We start from the raw sequence: 16278 nt of genomic DNA, 5'->3' as shown, positions 1-16278 counted from the left end.
TCAGCCCGGTGCGAACAGCGACTCGGCCCGCCGCCGCCAGAGTTCCAGCGCCTTGTGGTCCAGCCGCGAGAGCGCCTCGGCCGCGACTGGAACCGGGGCCGGGCCGCCCGCCCCCGCGTAGACGGTCAGCCGCACCCGGCGGTGGGTCATGGTGTGGGTGACCTCGCCCAGTTCGCCCGTGACGGCCGCGCCGAGACGGGCGCTCAGGCGGGCCAGCGCGTCGGCTTCCTCCTCGTCCCCGCGCACCTCCTCGGTGGGCAGGCCCATCAGTCCCCCCAGCAGCGAGCCCCCGCGCCGCTCCAGCACGGCCCGCTCGCTGTCCCCGATCAGGAGGGCCACCGCCCGCACCTCGCGCACCGCCGCCCGCACTTTGGGAGCCGGAAAGCCCGCCGGGTCGCCCGACGCCCGCGCCACGCACCACCCCGCCAGCGGGCATTCCAGGCAGCGCGGCGCCTTCGGAATGCAGACCGTCGCGCCGAGGTCCATCACCGCCTCGTTCCAGGCGCCGGGGCGGGCGGGGTCCAGCAGCTCGTCGGCGCGGGCCTGCACCCAGGGCTCGGTGGGCTGGCGCTCGCCCCACAGCCGCGCGAGCACCCGCCGCACGTTGCCGTCGTTCACCGCCCGCGCTTCCCCCAGCGCGAGGCTGCTGATCGCCGCCGCCGTGTACGGCCCCACCCCCGGCAGCGCCCGCCAGCCCTCGTAACTCTGCGGCCAGCCTTCCCGCGCCACGATTCCTGCTGCCCGGTGCAGGTTGCGGGCGCGGGCGTAGTAGCCGCAGCCCTCCCAGGCCTTCAGCACGGCCTCGATGGGCGCGGCGGCCAGGGCCTCTACGGTCGGGAAGGCCTCCAGAAAGCGCTCGAAATACACCCGGCCCCGCACCACCTGCGTCTGCTGAAGCAGCACCTCCGAGACCCACACCCGGTAGGGGTCGCGCCTGCCCTCCAGCCCCACCCGCCACGGCAGGTCGCGGCCCCGCGCGTCAAACCACGTCAGGAGCGCGGGGCGCAGGGCGGGGAAGTCGGCGGGAGCGGGCGTCACCGGGGGAGGATAGCGACGTGTGCAGAGAGAAACCGCAGTAGGGTTCCCATTACCTCTCAGCAAAGGATTGCGGTTTGTGCTTGGCCCTATCACCCCTACAATGGTGCAGTAATGAGTCTCTCCCGTACCTACACTTTGTACCTAGATGAAACGGGAGATCATTCCCTCACCAAAATCAACTCGCAATTCCCGGTTTTTGGATTAGGAGGCGTCATTATCGATGACGGTTTGCTTTCGGAGGTAACAGAACAATTATATGTAGTTAAGCAGGCTATTTTTGATAGTCCCGATATAGTTCTTCACTCTGTAGAGCTTCGTAAGAAGAAGGGTGAATTTAGGGTTCTTTTCCAACCGGAAAAAATGCAGGAATTTTACAGAAAATTCAATAAATTTATTGAGACGGCGGACTTAACTTTTATAAGCATATTTATTGATAAGCCAAAGCATTTAAAGAGGTATAAAACTCCGTACGATCCATATGAATGGGCAATGGATATGCTGTTAGAAAGGTTTATGCACGTATTAAAGGCTGCCAATGCTAAGGGCAAAATAATTGTGGAGTCTAGAGGAAGGCGTGAGGACAAAGAAATCAGTGCCGCCTTCGTGAGATCAATGCTTCTAGGCACACGGTATGCGCATAAGGCCGAGCTAAATAAGTTCATTGAACCCGTGCTTACTTTCGAAGGGAAGCGTGAAAATGGTGTTGGACTACAATTGGCCGATATGATGCTGTATCCTGTAGCAAGAGCGTTGATTAACGACGACCCCCATAACCCGGCATATCAAATTGTTGCATCGAAGATGCACAACCGTTATGGGTGTAACGTGTTTCCCGCCGATGCACATCCTCGGTGGCTTACTCTCTCTTACACGAATCACGCAAAGTTCCTGCATGAGTACCCGGGGATGCTGATCCCAGCTAAATGAAACGCGAGCCAGCGGCAAGCCGCTGACCCACGCCGGACGGGAGCTCCCATCCCTAGCCAGATAGTAGCCCTGTAATCAATAGGTGTAAAGTAACATTTCCTCTGTGTGACCTTATTGGGCTCTCACCCCCACCGGAGCGGGCGCCCCCACAGGAACGCCCGCCGTCCTTTTTCCCCTTAACCGCTACTGCAAACTCTTCACGTAGGTGTGAATGGCCTCGATGCGCTCCGGGGTGGCCTCCTCTCCGTTCAGGCCCGTTTCCGCGAAGCGGGGCATGACGGGCGCGAGGGTGCGGCCTCCAGGCGCCTGACCGTGCAGGACGGCGGCGCCAAAGTCGGGTTCCGACCACGCGGCGCTCTCGGCGAGGTTGGGACCGACCCCACCCTGCGCCTGGCCCCCGTGGCAGCCCGCGCAACTGCTGGCATACAGGGCCTGTCCGTTGACGGTGGTCTCGCCCGCAGCGGCGGTGACGATGGCGCCCCCGCCCGTCTCGTGCGCCACGTTCACCCCGGCGCGGTAAGACCCGAGGCCGATGGCGGCGGCGAGGGCCGCGAACACCACCACGGCCGTGATCTCCCGGCGGCTAAACCCTTCACCCGACATCAGTAGAGCCTCCATCCGGGAACGAGTTGCATGTTGGCGAACATCCGCGCCAGCACCGGGCCGTACATCAGGATCACCAGCACCAGCGACACCGCCCACAGCGCCATCAGCGGCTCGGTGGCCTTGACCAGCTTGCCCGCCGCAGCGAGGCTCTCCCCGGCCGGGCTGATCGCCTCGGAGTAGGGGATAGGCGCAGCGGTTTCACCGTTGTCCACCCGCTTGGACAGCAGCATTCGGAACAGCACGTAGAAGTACAGGACCGCGCTGACCAGCAGAATCACGCCGCTGATCGCGGTCAGCAGGGTGGGCAGGGCGATGGGCAGGTCCCCGAAGGTGTCGGCCGCCGCCGCGCTGATCTGCGAGCGCCGGGGCACCCCGTACAGCCCCTGCCAGTGCATGCCGAGCGCGAAGACCATCATGCCGACAAACCACGTCCACACCGCCGCCGAGGCGATCTTCATGGACGGCAGCCGCTTGCCCGTCAGGTGCGGAATCAGCCACAGGGCGATGCCCATGAAGCTGAGGGTGGTGGCGGTGCCCACCGTGATGTGGAAATGCCCCGGAATCCAGGCGGTGTTGTGCACCACGCCCGAGAAGGTCGAGCTGGCGTTCACGACGCCGCCCGCGCCCCCCGCGATAAAGGAGATCATCGCCAGCACCTGGGCGCTGAACATCGCGTTGCCCCAGGGCAGCTTGCCGATCCAGCCGAACAGGCCCCGGCCACCTCGGGCGCGGGCTGCGTCTTCCAGCGCCGCCCCCACGCTGAAGGCGGTCAGCAGACTGGGCACCGCGATCAGGAAGGTCAGGAACATGTGGATGTTCTTCCAGAGGTTGGAGATGTTGGGGTCGGCGTACTGGTGGTGAATGCCCACCGGCACGCTGTTGAGCAGGAAGATCACGAACACCAGCCGGGTCAGCGGCTCGGACACGAGGCGCCCGCCCGCGTGCCGGGGCAAGAAGGCGTACCACGAGATGTAGGCCGGAAGCACCCAGAAATACACGATGGCGTGCCCGGTCCACCAGAAGAGCGTCTTGGAGATGAGGGGATCAACGCCGCCCACCAGCCCCAGCGACCAGGGGATCAGCAGCGCGACCACTTCGATCACGATGCCCAGCGAGGCCACCGCCCACATCATCCAGGTCGCCACGCTCATGAACGCGACGAGGGGCGTGACCTTGCCGGGGTTCTCGCGCTTCCAGCGCAGCCACATGGTCACGACCTGCCCGACCACGAACAGGCTGGAGCCCACCATGATCGCCGCGCCGATGTAGAAGAGGGCGTCGCCCTGCATGGGCGGGTAGAAGGTGTACAGCAGCGTCGCGCGGTTAAGGAGCAGCGGCACGGCGGCCATCAGGAGCCCCAGGGTCATCACGATGTACGTGAACCACGCGAACTTCATGTTGATGCGCATGCCGAGGTCGCGCACCGGGAGGTACAGCATCCAGCCCGAGATGAAGAACTGGGTGAACACCAGCGCGTTCAGCACCCCGTGCAGCGAGAGGCCCTGGTAGTAGGACCCCAGCAGGTTGCGGATGATCGGCAGGTCGTAGACGTTGATGCCGCCGTAGTTCAGGGCCTGCAGCGGCCCGATCAGCACGCCGATGAAGAGGGCCAGAAAGGCGGTCACGATGTAGTACTGGGTGACCTTCTTGAGGGAAGCGAGGTAGGCCGCGTCGCTGACGGCCGGGACCTCGCGGATGGGATGGACCAGCGGCGTGGCCCGTGGGGGAGAGATCGTCACAGGGTTACTCCGTTTGGTCCTGGGCGCGGGCCTGGGTTTCGGGGGCCTCCACCACGACGGTATTGATCATGTTGTGGTGGCCGGTGCCGCAGTATTCGTTGCAGACCAGGCTGAGGGTGCCGGGGCGCCGGAAGGTCGTGGTGAAGCTCGCCACCTGCCCCGGAATCGCCGTCGCGTTGATGTTGGTGCCCTCGATCTGATACCCGTGCATCACGTCGGCCGAGGTGAGGTGGATGGTCACCGGGCGCCCGGCGGGCACCCGCAGCGCGGCAGGCTGGAAGGCGAAGGCGCGGGCGACCACAAAGGCCTCCAGCGTGCCGTCGGGGTTCTCGCGCAGGCCCGGCTCGGCAAAGGGCGTGGCGGCGAGGTTGCGAGGATCGAGGCGGCCATTGTCCACCCCGGTGATGTGGTGGCCGCCGCCGGTGCCCTCGATGGCGGTGTAGGTGCCGCTGATGAAGCTGGCGATGGCCGAGACGAACAGCAGCACCGCCATCACAACGGCGATGCCGAACCAGATGTTCTCGTAGCGCTCCAGCGAATGGTGCTCCAGCCGGGGCGCGGGCGCAGGGGTGCGGGCCATCTCAGCCCCGTCCCTGCTGAATGCCGAGCACCAGCATCCACAGCCAGATCAGGGTGAGCAGCAGCACTCCAATCACCATCAGCGTGCCGATGGGAACGACGCCGGGCCGAGGGTGGTCGTCGTGGGCGGCGTCTTGCGCCAGTGGGGTGCGGTCGGGGGGCGTGGGGGGGTTCGTCATGCGGTCTGCTCCTGGGGGCGGGCCGGGGTCTGCCCGGCGTAGTCGCGCAGCAGGTCGGTCACGGTGACCATGCCGACCACCTCGCCGCGTTCCCCCACCACCGGCATCCCGCCGATGCGGCGCTCCAGCAGGGTGCGGGCCACGTCGCGGGCGTCCGCGTCTGGGGTGGTCGTGATCACGCTGCGGCGCATCACGTCGGAGACGCGAATCCCGGCCAGTTGGGTGGTCGCCTCCCACATGCTCAGGGTGGTCACGCGGCCGGGCAGGGTCTCGCGCAGGTCGCGGTCGGTCACGATGCCGACCAGCGCCCCGCCGTCCACCACGGGCAGGCGGCGAATCCCATGCTGGCGAAGAAGGTGGGCCGCGTCCGGCACACTCAGGTCCGGCGCGGCGCAAACGGGGGGATGGGCCATCAATTCGGAAACAAGCAAGGGAAGACCTCCTTCACTGCGGAGGCTCTCGCCGGGGCATTACGGGGTCATTACCGGGCGGGGTTGCCTGTGAAAAAGCCCCCCGCTGGGGGCGGGAGGCCGTGCTCGCTGGCGGTCTTCAGTGGACTTCCGGCCCCCGCAGCGCCGTCAGCAGCGGAGCGCGGCGCTGCTGCTCTTCCTGCTCGGCACCCACGCACAGCAGTTCCCCGGCCTTGAGGCGCTCGGCCAGCAGCACGGTGTCGGGCATGGGGGTGTCGCCCACCTCGTCGCGCAGGAAGCGGCGGTAGCGGCGGTAGTGCTCGACCGCCTCGAAACGCCCGCGCGTCTGGGCCAGGCAGGTCATCAGCCGCTGGTGGTGGTCTTCCCCGATGTAGGGGTCAGACCCCACCGCCTGCCCCAGCGCCTGCACCGCGAGCGGGCACTCGCGGCGCAGGCAGTGCAGGGTGGAGAGCGCCACGTAAGCCCGCACCCGCAAGGAGCGCCAGTACAGCCGCGCTTCCTCAACCCACTCGGCGCGGATCTGCGGCAGGTACTCGCCGTCCACGCACGACAACGCCCGGCGCAGCGCCTCCTCGCGCTCCGCATCGTCCTTGGCGTGGGCGGCGGCTTCCATGCCGCCTTGCAGAATCGCCGTGTCGCTGGCGGCCAGCAGTTCGGGGTGCAACAGGTAGCGCCCGCGCACCTCGGCCACCGCGTCGGACCGTCCCAGGGCCGTCCGCAGGCGGTGCAGCGCCACCCGGAAGCGGTTGGCGGCAGCCGGGCTGTCATCTAACCCCCACAGGTCGGCCAGCACCTCCGGGCGGTAAGCCCCGTCGGGGTGGGCGTGCAGGTACCACAGCAGTTCTTCGGCGCTGCGGGCGGGCCAGGTCAGCGGCTGTCCATTCACGGTGACCAAGGCGTCACCGAGCGTACGCAGATGCAGGGCAGGGGGAACAGAACGTGGGCTCGTCATCTCTCGTGACTCCCTTCACGAACAGGATGTACCCTGGAAGCAAGGCAGGTGTCCCGGTGGGGCGACAGACTGGAGGGAGCAGGACAACGGCACGACTGTATCATCCCGTCCAATGTGAAGACACCCGGCTTGGCCTGGCCCGCCCACCCCGCGCAGCATGGCGCCATGACCCTGCACGCGACCCACCCGGACTTTGCCCGTCTCTTTCCCGAGGGCGCCACGGTGTCCCGGCTGGCCGGGGGCTTTACCTGGGCAGAGGGGCCGACCTATGTGCCCTCGCGCCGCGCCGTGGTCTTCAGCGACGTGCGCCAGAACCGCACCTGGCGCTGGACGGACGCGGGCAGGCTGGAGGAGGAATTGCACCCCAGCGATCACCAGAACGGGCACTGTCTGGACACCCAGGGCCGACTCGTCGCCTGCTCGCACGGCCAGCGGGCGCTGCTCCGGCAGGAGCCCGGCGGGGAGTGGACCGTCCTCGCCGACCGTTTCGAGGGCCGGAAGCTCAGCAGCCCCAACGACGTGACCCTGCACCCGGACGGCAGCCTCTGGTTCACCGACCCCACCTACGGCATCGACAAGCCCGAGGAGGGCTACGGCGGCGAAAAGGAGCAGCCCGGCAATTTCGTCTACCGCCTCGTGCCGGACGGCACCCTGACTGCGCCCATCCGCGACCGAAAGATGCCCAACGGCCTCGCCTTCGCTTCGCCCGACCTGCTGCTGCTGGCCGACACGGGCAAGGACGAAGGCCACATCCACGCCTACCGGGTCACCCCGGACGGCGAGGCGACCCACGACCGCATCTGGGCCACTGTTCGCCCCGGCAAGACCGACGGCCTGCGGGTGGACGAGGCCGGGCGGGTGTGGAGCAGCGCGGGGGACGGCGTGCATGTGCTGTCGCCCCAGGGGGAGGAACTCGGCCGCATCGCCGTGCCCGAGACGGTCGCCAACCTCTGCTTCGGGGGACCGGAGGGGACGGACCTCTATATGACGGCGAGCACGGGGCTGTACCACGTGCCGACGCGGGTGCGGGGGATGAAGATTGGTGGCTGAGTGTGAAGGCGAGGTGCACCCGCCACCCCCCTCCCAGCCTCTCCCGGAAGGGGGAGGAGCTAAAAGATCGCACCTGGAACGGCTCTCTCTCCCATCCCGCGTTCGTGCGGGCTTCATGACCCCTCTCCCCCTGACAGAGAGGTCTCGCGCAGCGAGGGGGTGAGGGGGTTTTCTACCCAACAAAAAAGGACGAGACACCCTGGCCCCGTCCCTCCCTTCGCATCCCCGCCTCAGCGCAGCCGGGCCTTGTCGTGCAGCTTCTGGGCGATTTCCATGATTTCGCCCATGTCCCACTCGGGCGAGAAGGCCCCCGAGTCGTGCCCGCCGTCCACATTGGGGCCGCCCTCGATGGAGGTGTACTGGTCCACGAAGACCTCCGAACCGTCTTCCGGGTGGGTGCCCTGCCAGATGGTGCTGAGCTGGGTGAAGTCGGTGTCGCTGAAGCGGTAGAGCTTGCGGTGGATGCCCTGGTCGATGATCCGCTTGGACTCGGGAATTAGGGCCGTAGGGATGTTGGGCATGGGGAGCATCTTTTCCATGTTCACGCCCGTCAGCGACTCCAGTGCCTTGGCGTAGGCGATCTGGTGCACGCCCCCGCGCACGAGCAGGTAGCCCACGAGCGCCTTGGCGGTGGGGTCGTCCACCATCTCGTAGACGCGCAGCTTGTTGTGCCGCGCCGCGCCCTCCAGGAAGAAGTTGTGGGTCAGGTCCAGCATCAGGTTGCCGCTGGAGTACACGTAGTCGCCCGTCCAGGCCTTACCATGCGAGTCCGCGATCATCGCCCCCGGCCCCGCCGCGATGAAGTGCTTGGCATAGCGCACGTCCTGCGCGTAGGAAAAGGGGTGGGTGGTGGGGTCCACCGGGGCCTCCTGCGCCTTCACGTCCGGCCCGGCGAGCAGACTGTTGATGGTGGCGGCCACGAGTTCGATGTGCCCCAGTTCCTCGGCGGCGATGTTGGCGATCAGCTCGTAGTAGGGCCGCAGCGTGTCCTTGCCCCGGAAGTTGAACGATTGGGTCATGTAGTTCATCAGGGTGGACATCTCGCCGAATCGTCCGCCCATCAACTCCTGCACGGCGGCGGCGCCGTTGGGGTTGGCTTCCTTGGGAAGCGGGAGATCGAACTGCAACTTGTCGATGCGTAGGAACATGGGAACCCTCCTGGGGCCGTAGGGCACAGGGGCGGACACGCTGGGCTGACCCACCTATCTCACGGGGCGAGCTCTGCCGCAGGCGTGAGCCACCCCACCATGTAAAGGCCAGCACAAGGAGGGATGTTTCGCCAGGGGGAGGCTCGGGCAATCCGCCTTAACCCAGCTATCAGCGGCGCGGTCCCGGCGCGGGGATACTGTGCCGCCGACGACAGGAGGTTGGATATGGGCATGTTGGACGGCAAGGTGGCCTTTATCACGGGCGCGGCGAGCGGCATCGGGGCGGGTACGGCGCGGCGGTTCGCGCAGGAGGGTGCCAAAGTGGTCCTGGCCGACATGCAGGATGAGGAAGGCCGGGAGGTTCTGGACGAGATCATGGGCGCGGGCGGGCAGGCCCTCTACGTCCACTGCGACGTGTCGGACGCCGACTCGGTGCGGGAGGCCGTGGAAGCGGGGGTGCGCGAGTTCGGGCGGCTCGATATCGTCTTCGCCAACGCCGGGATCAACGGGGTGTGGGCGCCCATCGACGAGCTGCAACCCGAGGAATGGGACCGGACCATCGCCATCAACCTGCGTGGCACCTACCTCACGGTCCACTTCGCGGTGCCGCACCTCAAGCGGGCGGGCGGCGGCAGCATCATCGTGACGAGCAGCGTGAACGGCAACCGCACCTTTTCCAGCCCCGGCGCGAGTGCCTACAGCACCTCCAAGGCCGGGCAGGTCGCCTTGACCAAGATGATTGCGCTGGAACTCGGCCGCGAGAACATCCGCTGCAACGCGGTGTGTCCGGGTCTGATCCACACCAACATCGAGGAGCGCACCGAGCACAAGGGCACCGAGAAACTGGGCATCGAGGTCGAACTCCCCGAAGGCAGCCCCGCGCTGAACGAGGGCGAGGGCGAACCGGTGGACGTGGCGGACACCTGCCTGTTCCTCGCGTCGGACCTCAGCCGCCACGTCTCGGGCGTCGAGATCTACGTGGACGGCGGGGCGTCGCTGCTGCGCTGACGGGGAGGCCAGGCCGGGAGCCGGGGGCGGGTGGCCTGCGGCTCCCGCGTCTATTCCCCAGCCGCGACGACCGCCTGTACCCGTCCCACCTGCCCGGAGGTCAGCCGCACCTTGATGCCGTGCGGGTGGGTGGGCGAGTTGGTGAGCAGCGTCGCGACCACGCCGCGCGTGAGCTTGCCCGTGGGCTGGTCCTGCTTCTGCACGATGTCCACGGTGAGGCCGGGTTGAATCTGGGAACGGGAAGGGGGCATGGGGGGAGGATAGGGGAGAGTGGGTGCCCGCCCCACTCACTTACCACTCGTTCGCCTCGAAGGTTCGCCGGGCGGCTTCCGTCTCGAAGGAAGAACCCCATGCCCTCAGCCACTCCAGATCGTCCGGCACCGCGTACAGGCATACGCCGAGCTGATCCCCCACACTGAACGCCGCGCCCCGGCAGCTCACGCGCCCGCGCTCCACGCTCGCCCCCCACGCCAGCGTGAACGACCCGGCCGACGACGGTGCCCCATGATCCCCCTCTACCGCTGCCAGCACCCGCTCGGGCGTGGCCTCCTGCACGCTGCACTGCATTCGGAACCACCGATACCCCACGTCCTGCACCAGCACCACGCGGCCCCAGCCCGAGCCGCTCAGCAACTCCGTAGAGAGGGACAGCCACCACGCCCGCACGCTGGGCGGCACGTTCTCCCACCCGTCGGGCCGGGAGTCGGCGGCCCAGATGCAGGAGAGGCGGGCGTCGGGGGGAGGGTGGACTCGGGCGAGGGCGTGGCAGAGGTCGGGAGATGAAGTCATATGCTGTGCTTCAAGTAACTGTTTCTTGAGCTATTCTGGCTTCGCAAAGAATAGTAGCTGATCTAGCCTTTGGGAGAGCGATGTAATGTTAGAATTCTTTACTCAGCCATCTCTTGTAAGACCATTATTCATATCGCTCCCAATATTACTATATTTTGCCCTAGAGTATGTGCGGCGTTTAAGGAAATATTACTATACACCCGTCTATTTTCCTTTCGCACTTGAATCTTTAAATCCATCATTGGCTCGTTATTATGGTACTAATCAGATGACATACGATATAGCCAAGTCTGAGGAGGAAGTGAAGGCTATAACTAGGCACATCTGGATTGGTGCTGGTGCTTCATTCATAACTTCTGCTTACGTAATACCTTTTATTGTCGGCTGGGCCTGCGCATCTGTTCTGAAATCCTCTGAATTCTACATTGCTATTACGATAATAGCTATCGTCAGGTTTGAGTCCATAGCGCGTTCAATTTTGGATTATGATGTTTATTCAACTGGATTTAAGAAGAAAAAAGGAGTTATAAGTCTAGTATCGTGGTTATTTTATGGTTTGTCAATATTTTTTCTTGCGAAGGGATACATGGATAATATAACTTTTGCGGAAGAGCAAGATTGGTGGGGATATTTAAAATCTATGGTGGAGACGATTTTTGTCGGTGTAATCGTGCAGGGGGTAATTTTTGGAGTTGTGGCAGGCCTGTTAACTCAGGTCGTTTTAGATAGAGAGATGCGCGAGGAGAAACTACGTGAACTTCTACAGTCACATGAGCAAGACGCTGAATAGATTTGAAGTTGTGGACTATGAATGTATGAGCGAAACACAAAAAATATCTCTTGCAATCATTATAGTAGAAAGTTGGTTCAGGCCTATGCATGTAAGGGCATTTGAGTACCTTCTACTAATGACTGGCTTTAATCCTACTACTGGATTATGCCAAGCTAGGTATAATAATGTATGGCTTTCTAGGATGCCTGTAGATGCTAATTTATTTATAAAGTTTTTAAGTATGGAAGATTTGAATGAGAACCTTAAGACTGTGGAGTCCTTCTTGGAAAGCTCTGTGTGCAGAGAAAATTTGATTGCCGTAGTTAAAAAGTACAACGGCGTGGAATCGCGCTATTACTTGAAACTTCTAGAGACGGCTTTATCTTATATCGATTCTAGATAATTTTCACGTGACCAATGAAAAATACAAAAATTCGATAGATTACTAAGCGAAAATTGCCTAAATTAAATACAAGGCATTTTGTGTTAATGTTTAGGCGTTTGCCCTCGTTATACTAATCCCAACCGCTTCTCCTCCTCGTACAGCCGCTCGCCCACGAGCCGCTTGAACAGCATCTGATACAGCACCTTCTTCAGCGCGGCGACCTGCATGAGCCGCTGCTCCATGTCCTCGTCTAGGCGCAGGGTGGTGACGTGGGTGGCTTTGGGATGGCGCGGTTGGCGTGGCTTCTGGCGGAGGACGAGTGGTTGAAAAAATACTGCCCCTCGTCTGAAGGGCAGTCTAAAAGCTTGGCCGTTACCGCTTTGCCTCAGACCTCCAGCGCCAGCTTGTCCACGTCGTTCAGCAGTGGCGTTCCCGCCGGGTACTCCCCGGTAAAGCACGCCCCGCACAGGCCGGAGCCGCCGATGGCCTCCCGCAGCCCACGCTCGCTGATAAAGGCGAGGGTGTCCGCGCCGATCAGCTCGCGGATTTCCTCGACGCTGTGGGTGCTGGCGACAAGTTCCTTGCGGGCGGCGGTGTCGATGCCGTAGAAGCACGGGTGCGTGATGGGCGGGCTGGACACCCGGAAGTGAACCTCGGTGGCCCCCGCTTCACGCAGCAGATTCACGATCTGGCGGCTGGTGGTGCCGCGCACGATGGAGTCGTCCACCAACACGACCCGGCGGCCCCGCACTGCGCTGGTGGGCGAGAGCTTCATCTTGACCTTCAGCTCCCGCGCCTCCTGGGTGGGGGCGATAAAGGTGCGGCCCGCGTAGGGGTTCTTGTACAGGCCGTAGTCGAAGGGAATGCCGCTCTCGCGGGCGTACCCGATCGCCGCGCCGATGCCGGAGTCGGGCACGGGGACCACGATGTCGGCCTCGATGGGCTTCTCGCGGGCCAGTTGGGCGCCCATCCGCAGGCGGCTCTCGTGGATGTCCACCCCGTCGAGTTCGCCGTCGCTGCGGGCGAAGTAGATCCACTCGAAGGAACAGGGGGTGGGCCGCTTCGGTTCCACCATCAGCGAGTGCAGGCCGTCGCGGTCAAACCACACCAGCTCGCCGGGCTGCACGTCGCGGATCAGACGGGCACCGACGGCGTACAGGGCACACGGCTCGGAGGCCAGCACCCAGGCGCCCCCCTCCCCATTGGCACTGTCGCGCTGCCCGATCACCAGCGGCCGGACCCCGTGCGGGTCGCGGAAGCCGAGGAGCTGGGTGCGGCTCATCAGCACGCAGGCGTAGCCGCCCTTCAGTTCCTTCATCGCGCTGGCGGTCGCCTCCACCAAATCCATGTGCGACTCGCGGGCGATCAGGTTGAGCATGACCTCACTGTCGTTGGTGGTCTGGAACAGCGCCCCTTCCATCAGCATCCCGCTGCGGACCTCGCGGGCGTTCACGAAGTTGCCGTTGTGCGCCAGGCCCAGAATGCCCTTGTTCGTGCGGGTGGTCAGCGGCTGCGCGTTGAAGCGCAGGTTCGACCCGGTGGTCGAGTAGCGCACGTGCCCGATGCTCACGCGGGCGTTGGGCAGGCGCAGGCCGTCGAGCCGCCGCTCGTCGAAGACCTGCGTGACCAGCCCGAGATCCTTGTCCACGTGGAACTTGTCGCCGTCGCTGACGCACATTCCCGCCGCCTCCTGCCCCCGGTGTTGCAGGGCGAAGAGGCCCAGGTAGGTCAGCCACGCGAGGTCGTTGGGGGTGGTCGAGTACAGCCCGAAGACGCCGCACTCGTCCTGCGGCTTGTCGGTGGTGGGGTCAAAGATCATGGGTGGGGTCCTCTGAGGGGGCGGCGGCCAGCCGCGTACCCCCCCTCCCGGCCTCCCCCACGAGGGGGGAGGAGCGAAAAGATGGAGGTGTGTACATTTCCGTATGGCCTACCGTCCGCCTCGGAGCAGCGTCAGCACGGAAGTGGCCCGCACCCTGCGCCGCACCCTGACGCCAGAAGAGCGCCTGTTGTGGAGCAGACTCCGCAGTGCCCAGCTTGGCGTGAGCTTCCGGAGACAGGAGCCTATCGGCCGGTATGTGGTGGACTTCGTGTGCTATCCCGCTCGTCTGATCATCGAATTGGACGGCAGTCAGCACTTGAACAGCGAGAGCGACCGGGTGCGGGACGCAGCCCTGCAAGCCGATGGGTTCCGAATAATGCGGTTCTGGAACAACGAGGTTAGGGGAAATTTGGACGGCGTGCTGGAACGAATTCAGGCAGTCCTGAAGGAAGGCGGGTGATGGGCTGAGGCGGCTCCGGGTGGCCCCCCCTCCCCAGCCCTCCCCCACAAGGGGGGAGGGAGCAAGGGCCGTCTTTCCACTCCTCCCCCCTTGTGGGGGAGGTTGGGAGGGGGGAAACAGGCCGGGCAACCCCACCGCGCCAATCCTCATCCCAATATCTCCCGCAGCGGCGCTTCATGCGCCGTCCTCAGCGTCTCAAGGTTCACGCTCAACTGTACGTTCGCCCCACTCACCGCAATGGTCACCCGGTCACTCCCCGGCAGGCTCTCGCCCAGCGCCGTGAAGGGCACGCCCAGGCCCTCCAGCACATCCTGAGCCTCCTGCTCGTGGCCCACTGGGACCGCCACGATCACCCGGCTGTGCGCCTCCCCGAACAGCAGGGCGTCGGGGCGTATACCCTCCGGCGCGTCCAGCGTGACTTTCAGGCCCTGCATACCCGCAATCGCCATCTCCGCAAGGGCCACCGCCAGCCCACCTTCCGAGCAGTCGTGCGCGGTGGTCGTCAGGTCCGCGCGAATCAGGGCCAGCGTCCCGGCGATGACCTTCGCTTCCAGCCCTAGGTCGAGCTCCGGCACCCGCCCCGCCTCCAGCCCATGCACGGTTTCGAGGTACTGCGAGGCCCCGATGGTGCTCGCGTGTTCGCCCAGCAGGTAGAGGACGTGCGGCCCCGGCTTCAGGTCCAGCGTGGCCCGCACCGTCACGTCGGGGAGCACACCCACCATGCCGATCGTCGGCGTGGGGTGGATGGCGACCTTGTGCTCCCCTTCGGTGTACTGGTTGTAGAGGCTCACGTTGCCGCCCGTGACCGGCGTATTCAGCGCCCGGCACGCGTCCGCAATGCCCTGCACCGCCTGCTGAAGCTGGAAGTACACGCCCGGCTCGTGCGGATTGCCGAAGTTGAGGTTATCCGTGATCGCCAGCGGCGTCGCCCCCACACACGCGAGGTTGCGGGCGGCCTCCGCAACGGCGGCGGCGGCCCCGATGTAGGGGTCGAGGTACACGAAGCGCGGATTGCAGTCGGAGGTCGCGGCCACGCCCATGCCGCTCCCCTTGACCCGCAGCACGGCGGCGTCGGCGGCCCCCGGCACGACCACCGTGTTCGTCATGACCTGATGGTCGTAGCGCTCGAAGATGGGCCGCTTGGAGGCGATCGTGGGGTGCGAGAGCAGGTCCACCAGCACCGCTCCCAGGTCGCCGGGCACCGGCACGCCGCTCAGGTCGCGCTCGCGTTTGGCCCGGATTTCTTCCAGCTCCACGCCCTCGCGGGTGTACTTGGGCGCCTCGTTCAGCAGGGCGACGGGCAGGTCGCAGACCACCTCGCCGCGCCAGGTCAGGCGGTAGCGGTCGTGGGCCTCCACCTCGCCGATGGTCACCACGTCCAGTTCCCACTTGGCAAGGAGGTCGAGGAGTTTCTGTTCCCGGCCCGGCACGGGGACCAGGATCATGCGCTCCTGCGACTCGGAGAGGCACAGCTCCATCGGCACCATGCCCTCCTCGCGGGTGGGCACGAGGTCGAGGTCCATCGTGATGCCGAGGCCCGCACGGTACGCCATCTCGCACGTACTGGACACCAGCCCCGCCGCGCCCATGTCCTGCACGCCCGCCACCAGCCCGGCCTGAATCGCCTCCAGGGTGGCCTCCAGCAGCAGTTTTTCCATGAAGGGGTCGCCCACCTGCACGGCGGGGCGGTCGGCTTGCGAGGCCGCACTGAGGTCCGCCGACGAGAACACCGCGCCGCCCAGCCCGTCGCGCCCGGTCTTGGACCCGACGTACACGATCTGGTTGCCGACCTCGCCCATCGTCCCCTTGGCGAGGTCCTCGTGGCGCAGCAGGCCCAGGGCCATCACGTTGACCAGCGGGTTCTCCTGATACGACGGGTGAAAGGTCACCTCGCCGCCCACCGTGGGCACGCCGATCGCGTTGCCGTAGTGGGAGATGCCCTCCACCACGCCGTTCACCAGAAAGCGGGTGCGGGGGCTGTCGGGGTTGCCGAACCGGAGCGAGTCCAGCACGGCAAAGGGCCGCGCCCCCATCGCGAAGATGTCGCGCAGGATGCCGCCCACGCCCGTCGCCGCGCCCTGCACGGGTTCCACGGCCGAGGGATGGTTGTGGCTCTCCATCTTGAAGGCCACGCCCCACCCCTCCCCGATGTCCACCACGCCCGCGTTCTCGCCGGGGCCTTGCAGCACCTGCGGCCCGGTCGTGGGAAAGGCCGAAAAGAGGGGCCGCGAGTTCTTGTACCCGCAGTGCTCGGACCACATCGCGCCCACGATGGCGGCTTCCAGCGCGTTCGGCTCGCGCCCGATGCCCGACACAAGGAGGTCGTATTCGCCCTCGGTCAGGCCGAAGGTGGCGGCCTGAGGGCGGAGGGATTGGGTCTGGGTCATTGAAACTCC

The 16278-nt window shown here is 65.0% G+C and carries 17 protein-coding genes; 5 read left to right on the top strand and 12 right to left on the bottom strand.

Going from position 1 to position 16278, the window contains the following annotated elements; genetic code table 11:
* Positions 1–1038 carry an A/G-specific adenine glycosylase gene (gene mutY / locus L1280_RS11620; protein ID WP_253582459.1) on the bottom strand — a complete coding sequence of 346 codons (1038 nt, stop codon included), beginning with the start codon at positions 1036–1038 and terminating at the stop codon, positions 1–3.
* A 111-nt stretch (positions 1039–1149) separates the two neighbouring features.
* Here mutY and L1280_RS11615 point away from each other — a divergent pair, with 111 nt between their 5' ends.
* Positions 1150–1965, top strand: a complete 816-nt coding sequence (locus tag L1280_RS11615; RefSeq protein WP_253582458.1) for a DUF3800 domain-containing protein — start codon at positions 1150–1152, stop codon at positions 1963–1965.
* A 183-nt stretch (positions 1966–2148) separates the two neighbouring features.
* Here L1280_RS11615 and L1280_RS11610 read toward each other — a convergent pair whose 3' ends face one another.
* The 6 genes from L1280_RS11610 to L1280_RS11585 form a co-directional block, all read right to left on the bottom strand.
* Positions 2149–2568, bottom strand: coding sequence for a cytochrome c (locus tag L1280_RS11610; protein WP_253582457.1), 420 nt, complete (start codon positions 2566–2568; stop codon positions 2149–2151).
* Entirely contained in the window at positions 2568–4310 is a 1743-nt protein-coding gene (locus L1280_RS11605) for a cbb3-type cytochrome c oxidase subunit I (RefSeq protein ID WP_253582456.1), read from the bottom strand. The genes L1280_RS11610 and L1280_RS11605 overlap by 1 nt, the downstream gene beginning before the upstream one ends.
* A 4-nt stretch (positions 4311–4314) precedes the next feature.
* The gene (locus L1280_RS11600) at positions 4315–4890 is read right to left on the bottom strand and encodes a cytochrome c oxidase subunit II (RefSeq protein WP_253582455.1); all 576 of its coding nucleotides are present in this window, start codon (positions 4888–4890) and stop codon (positions 4315–4317) included.
* Between the two features lies 1 nt (position 4891).
* The gene (locus L1280_RS11595) at positions 4892–5068 is read right to left on the bottom strand and encodes a hypothetical protein (RefSeq protein ID WP_253582454.1); all 177 of its coding nucleotides are present in this window, start codon (positions 5066–5068) and stop codon (positions 4892–4894) included.
* Positions 5065–5499 (bottom strand): CBS domain-containing protein, encoded by a 435-nt coding sequence (locus tag L1280_RS11590; protein WP_253582453.1) that lies wholly within the window; start codon positions 5497–5499, stop codon positions 5065–5067. The genes L1280_RS11595 and L1280_RS11590 overlap by 4 nt, the downstream gene beginning before the upstream one ends.
* A 118-nt stretch (positions 5500–5617) precedes the next feature.
* A complete protein-coding gene (locus L1280_RS11585; RefSeq protein ID WP_253582452.1) occupies positions 5618–6451 on the bottom strand; it encodes a BTAD domain-containing putative transcriptional regulator in 834 nt (277 codons plus the stop codon).
* A 114-nt stretch (positions 6452–6565) separates the two neighbouring features.
* Here L1280_RS11585 and L1280_RS11580 point away from each other — a divergent pair, with 114 nt between their 5' ends.
* The gene (locus L1280_RS11580) at positions 6566–7501 is read left to right on the top strand and encodes an SMP-30/gluconolactonase/LRE family protein (RefSeq protein ID WP_253582451.1); all 936 of its coding nucleotides are present in this window, start codon (positions 6566–6568) and stop codon (positions 7499–7501) included.
* A 230-nt stretch (positions 7502–7731) separates the two neighbouring features.
* On the opposite strand, the gene L1280_RS11575 is transcribed toward L1280_RS11580, so the two are convergent.
* Positions 7732–8649, bottom strand: coding sequence for a manganese catalase family protein (locus L1280_RS11575; protein ID WP_253582450.1), 918 nt, complete (start codon positions 8647–8649; stop codon positions 7732–7734).
* A gap of 225 nt (positions 8650–8874) precedes the next feature.
* On the opposite strand from L1280_RS11575, the gene L1280_RS11570 reads away from it, so the two are divergent.
* The gene (locus tag L1280_RS11570) at positions 8875–9657 is read left to right on the top strand and encodes an SDR family NAD(P)-dependent oxidoreductase (RefSeq protein ID WP_253582449.1); all 783 of its coding nucleotides are present in this window, start codon (positions 8875–8877) and stop codon (positions 9655–9657) included.
* Between the two features lie 50 nt (positions 9658–9707).
* On the opposite strand, the gene L1280_RS11565 is transcribed toward L1280_RS11570, so the two are convergent.
* Complete coding sequence (locus L1280_RS11565; RefSeq protein WP_253582448.1) at positions 9708–9908, bottom strand: YwbE family protein; 201 nt, start codon at positions 9906–9908, stop codon at positions 9708–9710.
* Between the two features lie 40 nt (positions 9909–9948).
* Entirely contained in the window at positions 9949–10446 is a 498-nt protein-coding gene (locus tag L1280_RS11560) for a hypothetical protein (RefSeq protein WP_253582447.1), read from the bottom strand.
* A gap of 85 nt (positions 10447–10531) precedes the next feature.
* Between L1280_RS11560 and L1280_RS11555 the strand changes: the two genes are divergently transcribed.
* Positions 10532–11236 (top strand): hypothetical protein, encoded by a 705-nt coding sequence (locus tag L1280_RS11555; protein WP_253582446.1) that lies wholly within the window; start codon positions 10532–10534, stop codon positions 11234–11236.
* A 752-nt stretch (positions 11237–11988) separates the two neighbouring features.
* Here L1280_RS11555 and purF read toward each other — a convergent pair.
* On the bottom strand, positions 11989–13422 hold the full coding sequence (purF, locus tag L1280_RS11550) for an amidophosphoribosyltransferase (RefSeq protein ID WP_253582445.1): 1434 nt from the start codon (positions 13420–13422) through the stop codon (positions 11989–11991).
* A gap of 103 nt (positions 13423–13525) precedes the next feature.
* On the opposite strand from purF, the gene L1280_RS11545 reads away from it, so the two are divergent.
* Complete coding sequence (locus L1280_RS11545) at positions 13526–13882, top strand: endonuclease domain-containing protein (protein WP_253582444.1); 357 nt, start codon at positions 13526–13528, stop codon at positions 13880–13882.
* A gap of 146 nt (positions 13883–14028) precedes the next feature.
* Here L1280_RS11545 and purL read toward each other — a convergent pair whose 3' ends face one another.
* Entirely contained in the window at positions 14029–16269 is a 2241-nt protein-coding gene (gene purL, locus L1280_RS11540) for a phosphoribosylformylglycinamidine synthase subunit PurL (RefSeq protein WP_253582443.1), read from the bottom strand.
* Between the last annotated feature and the right edge of the window lie 9 nt (positions 16270–16278).

Origin of the sequence: Deinococcus sp. HSC-46F16, assembly GCF_024171495.1 — a bacterium.
Taxonomy (GTDB): Bacteria; Deinococcota; Deinococci; order Deinococcales; family Deinococcaceae; genus Deinococcus.
This window is presented reverse-complemented; position numbering and strand designations above follow the sequence as displayed.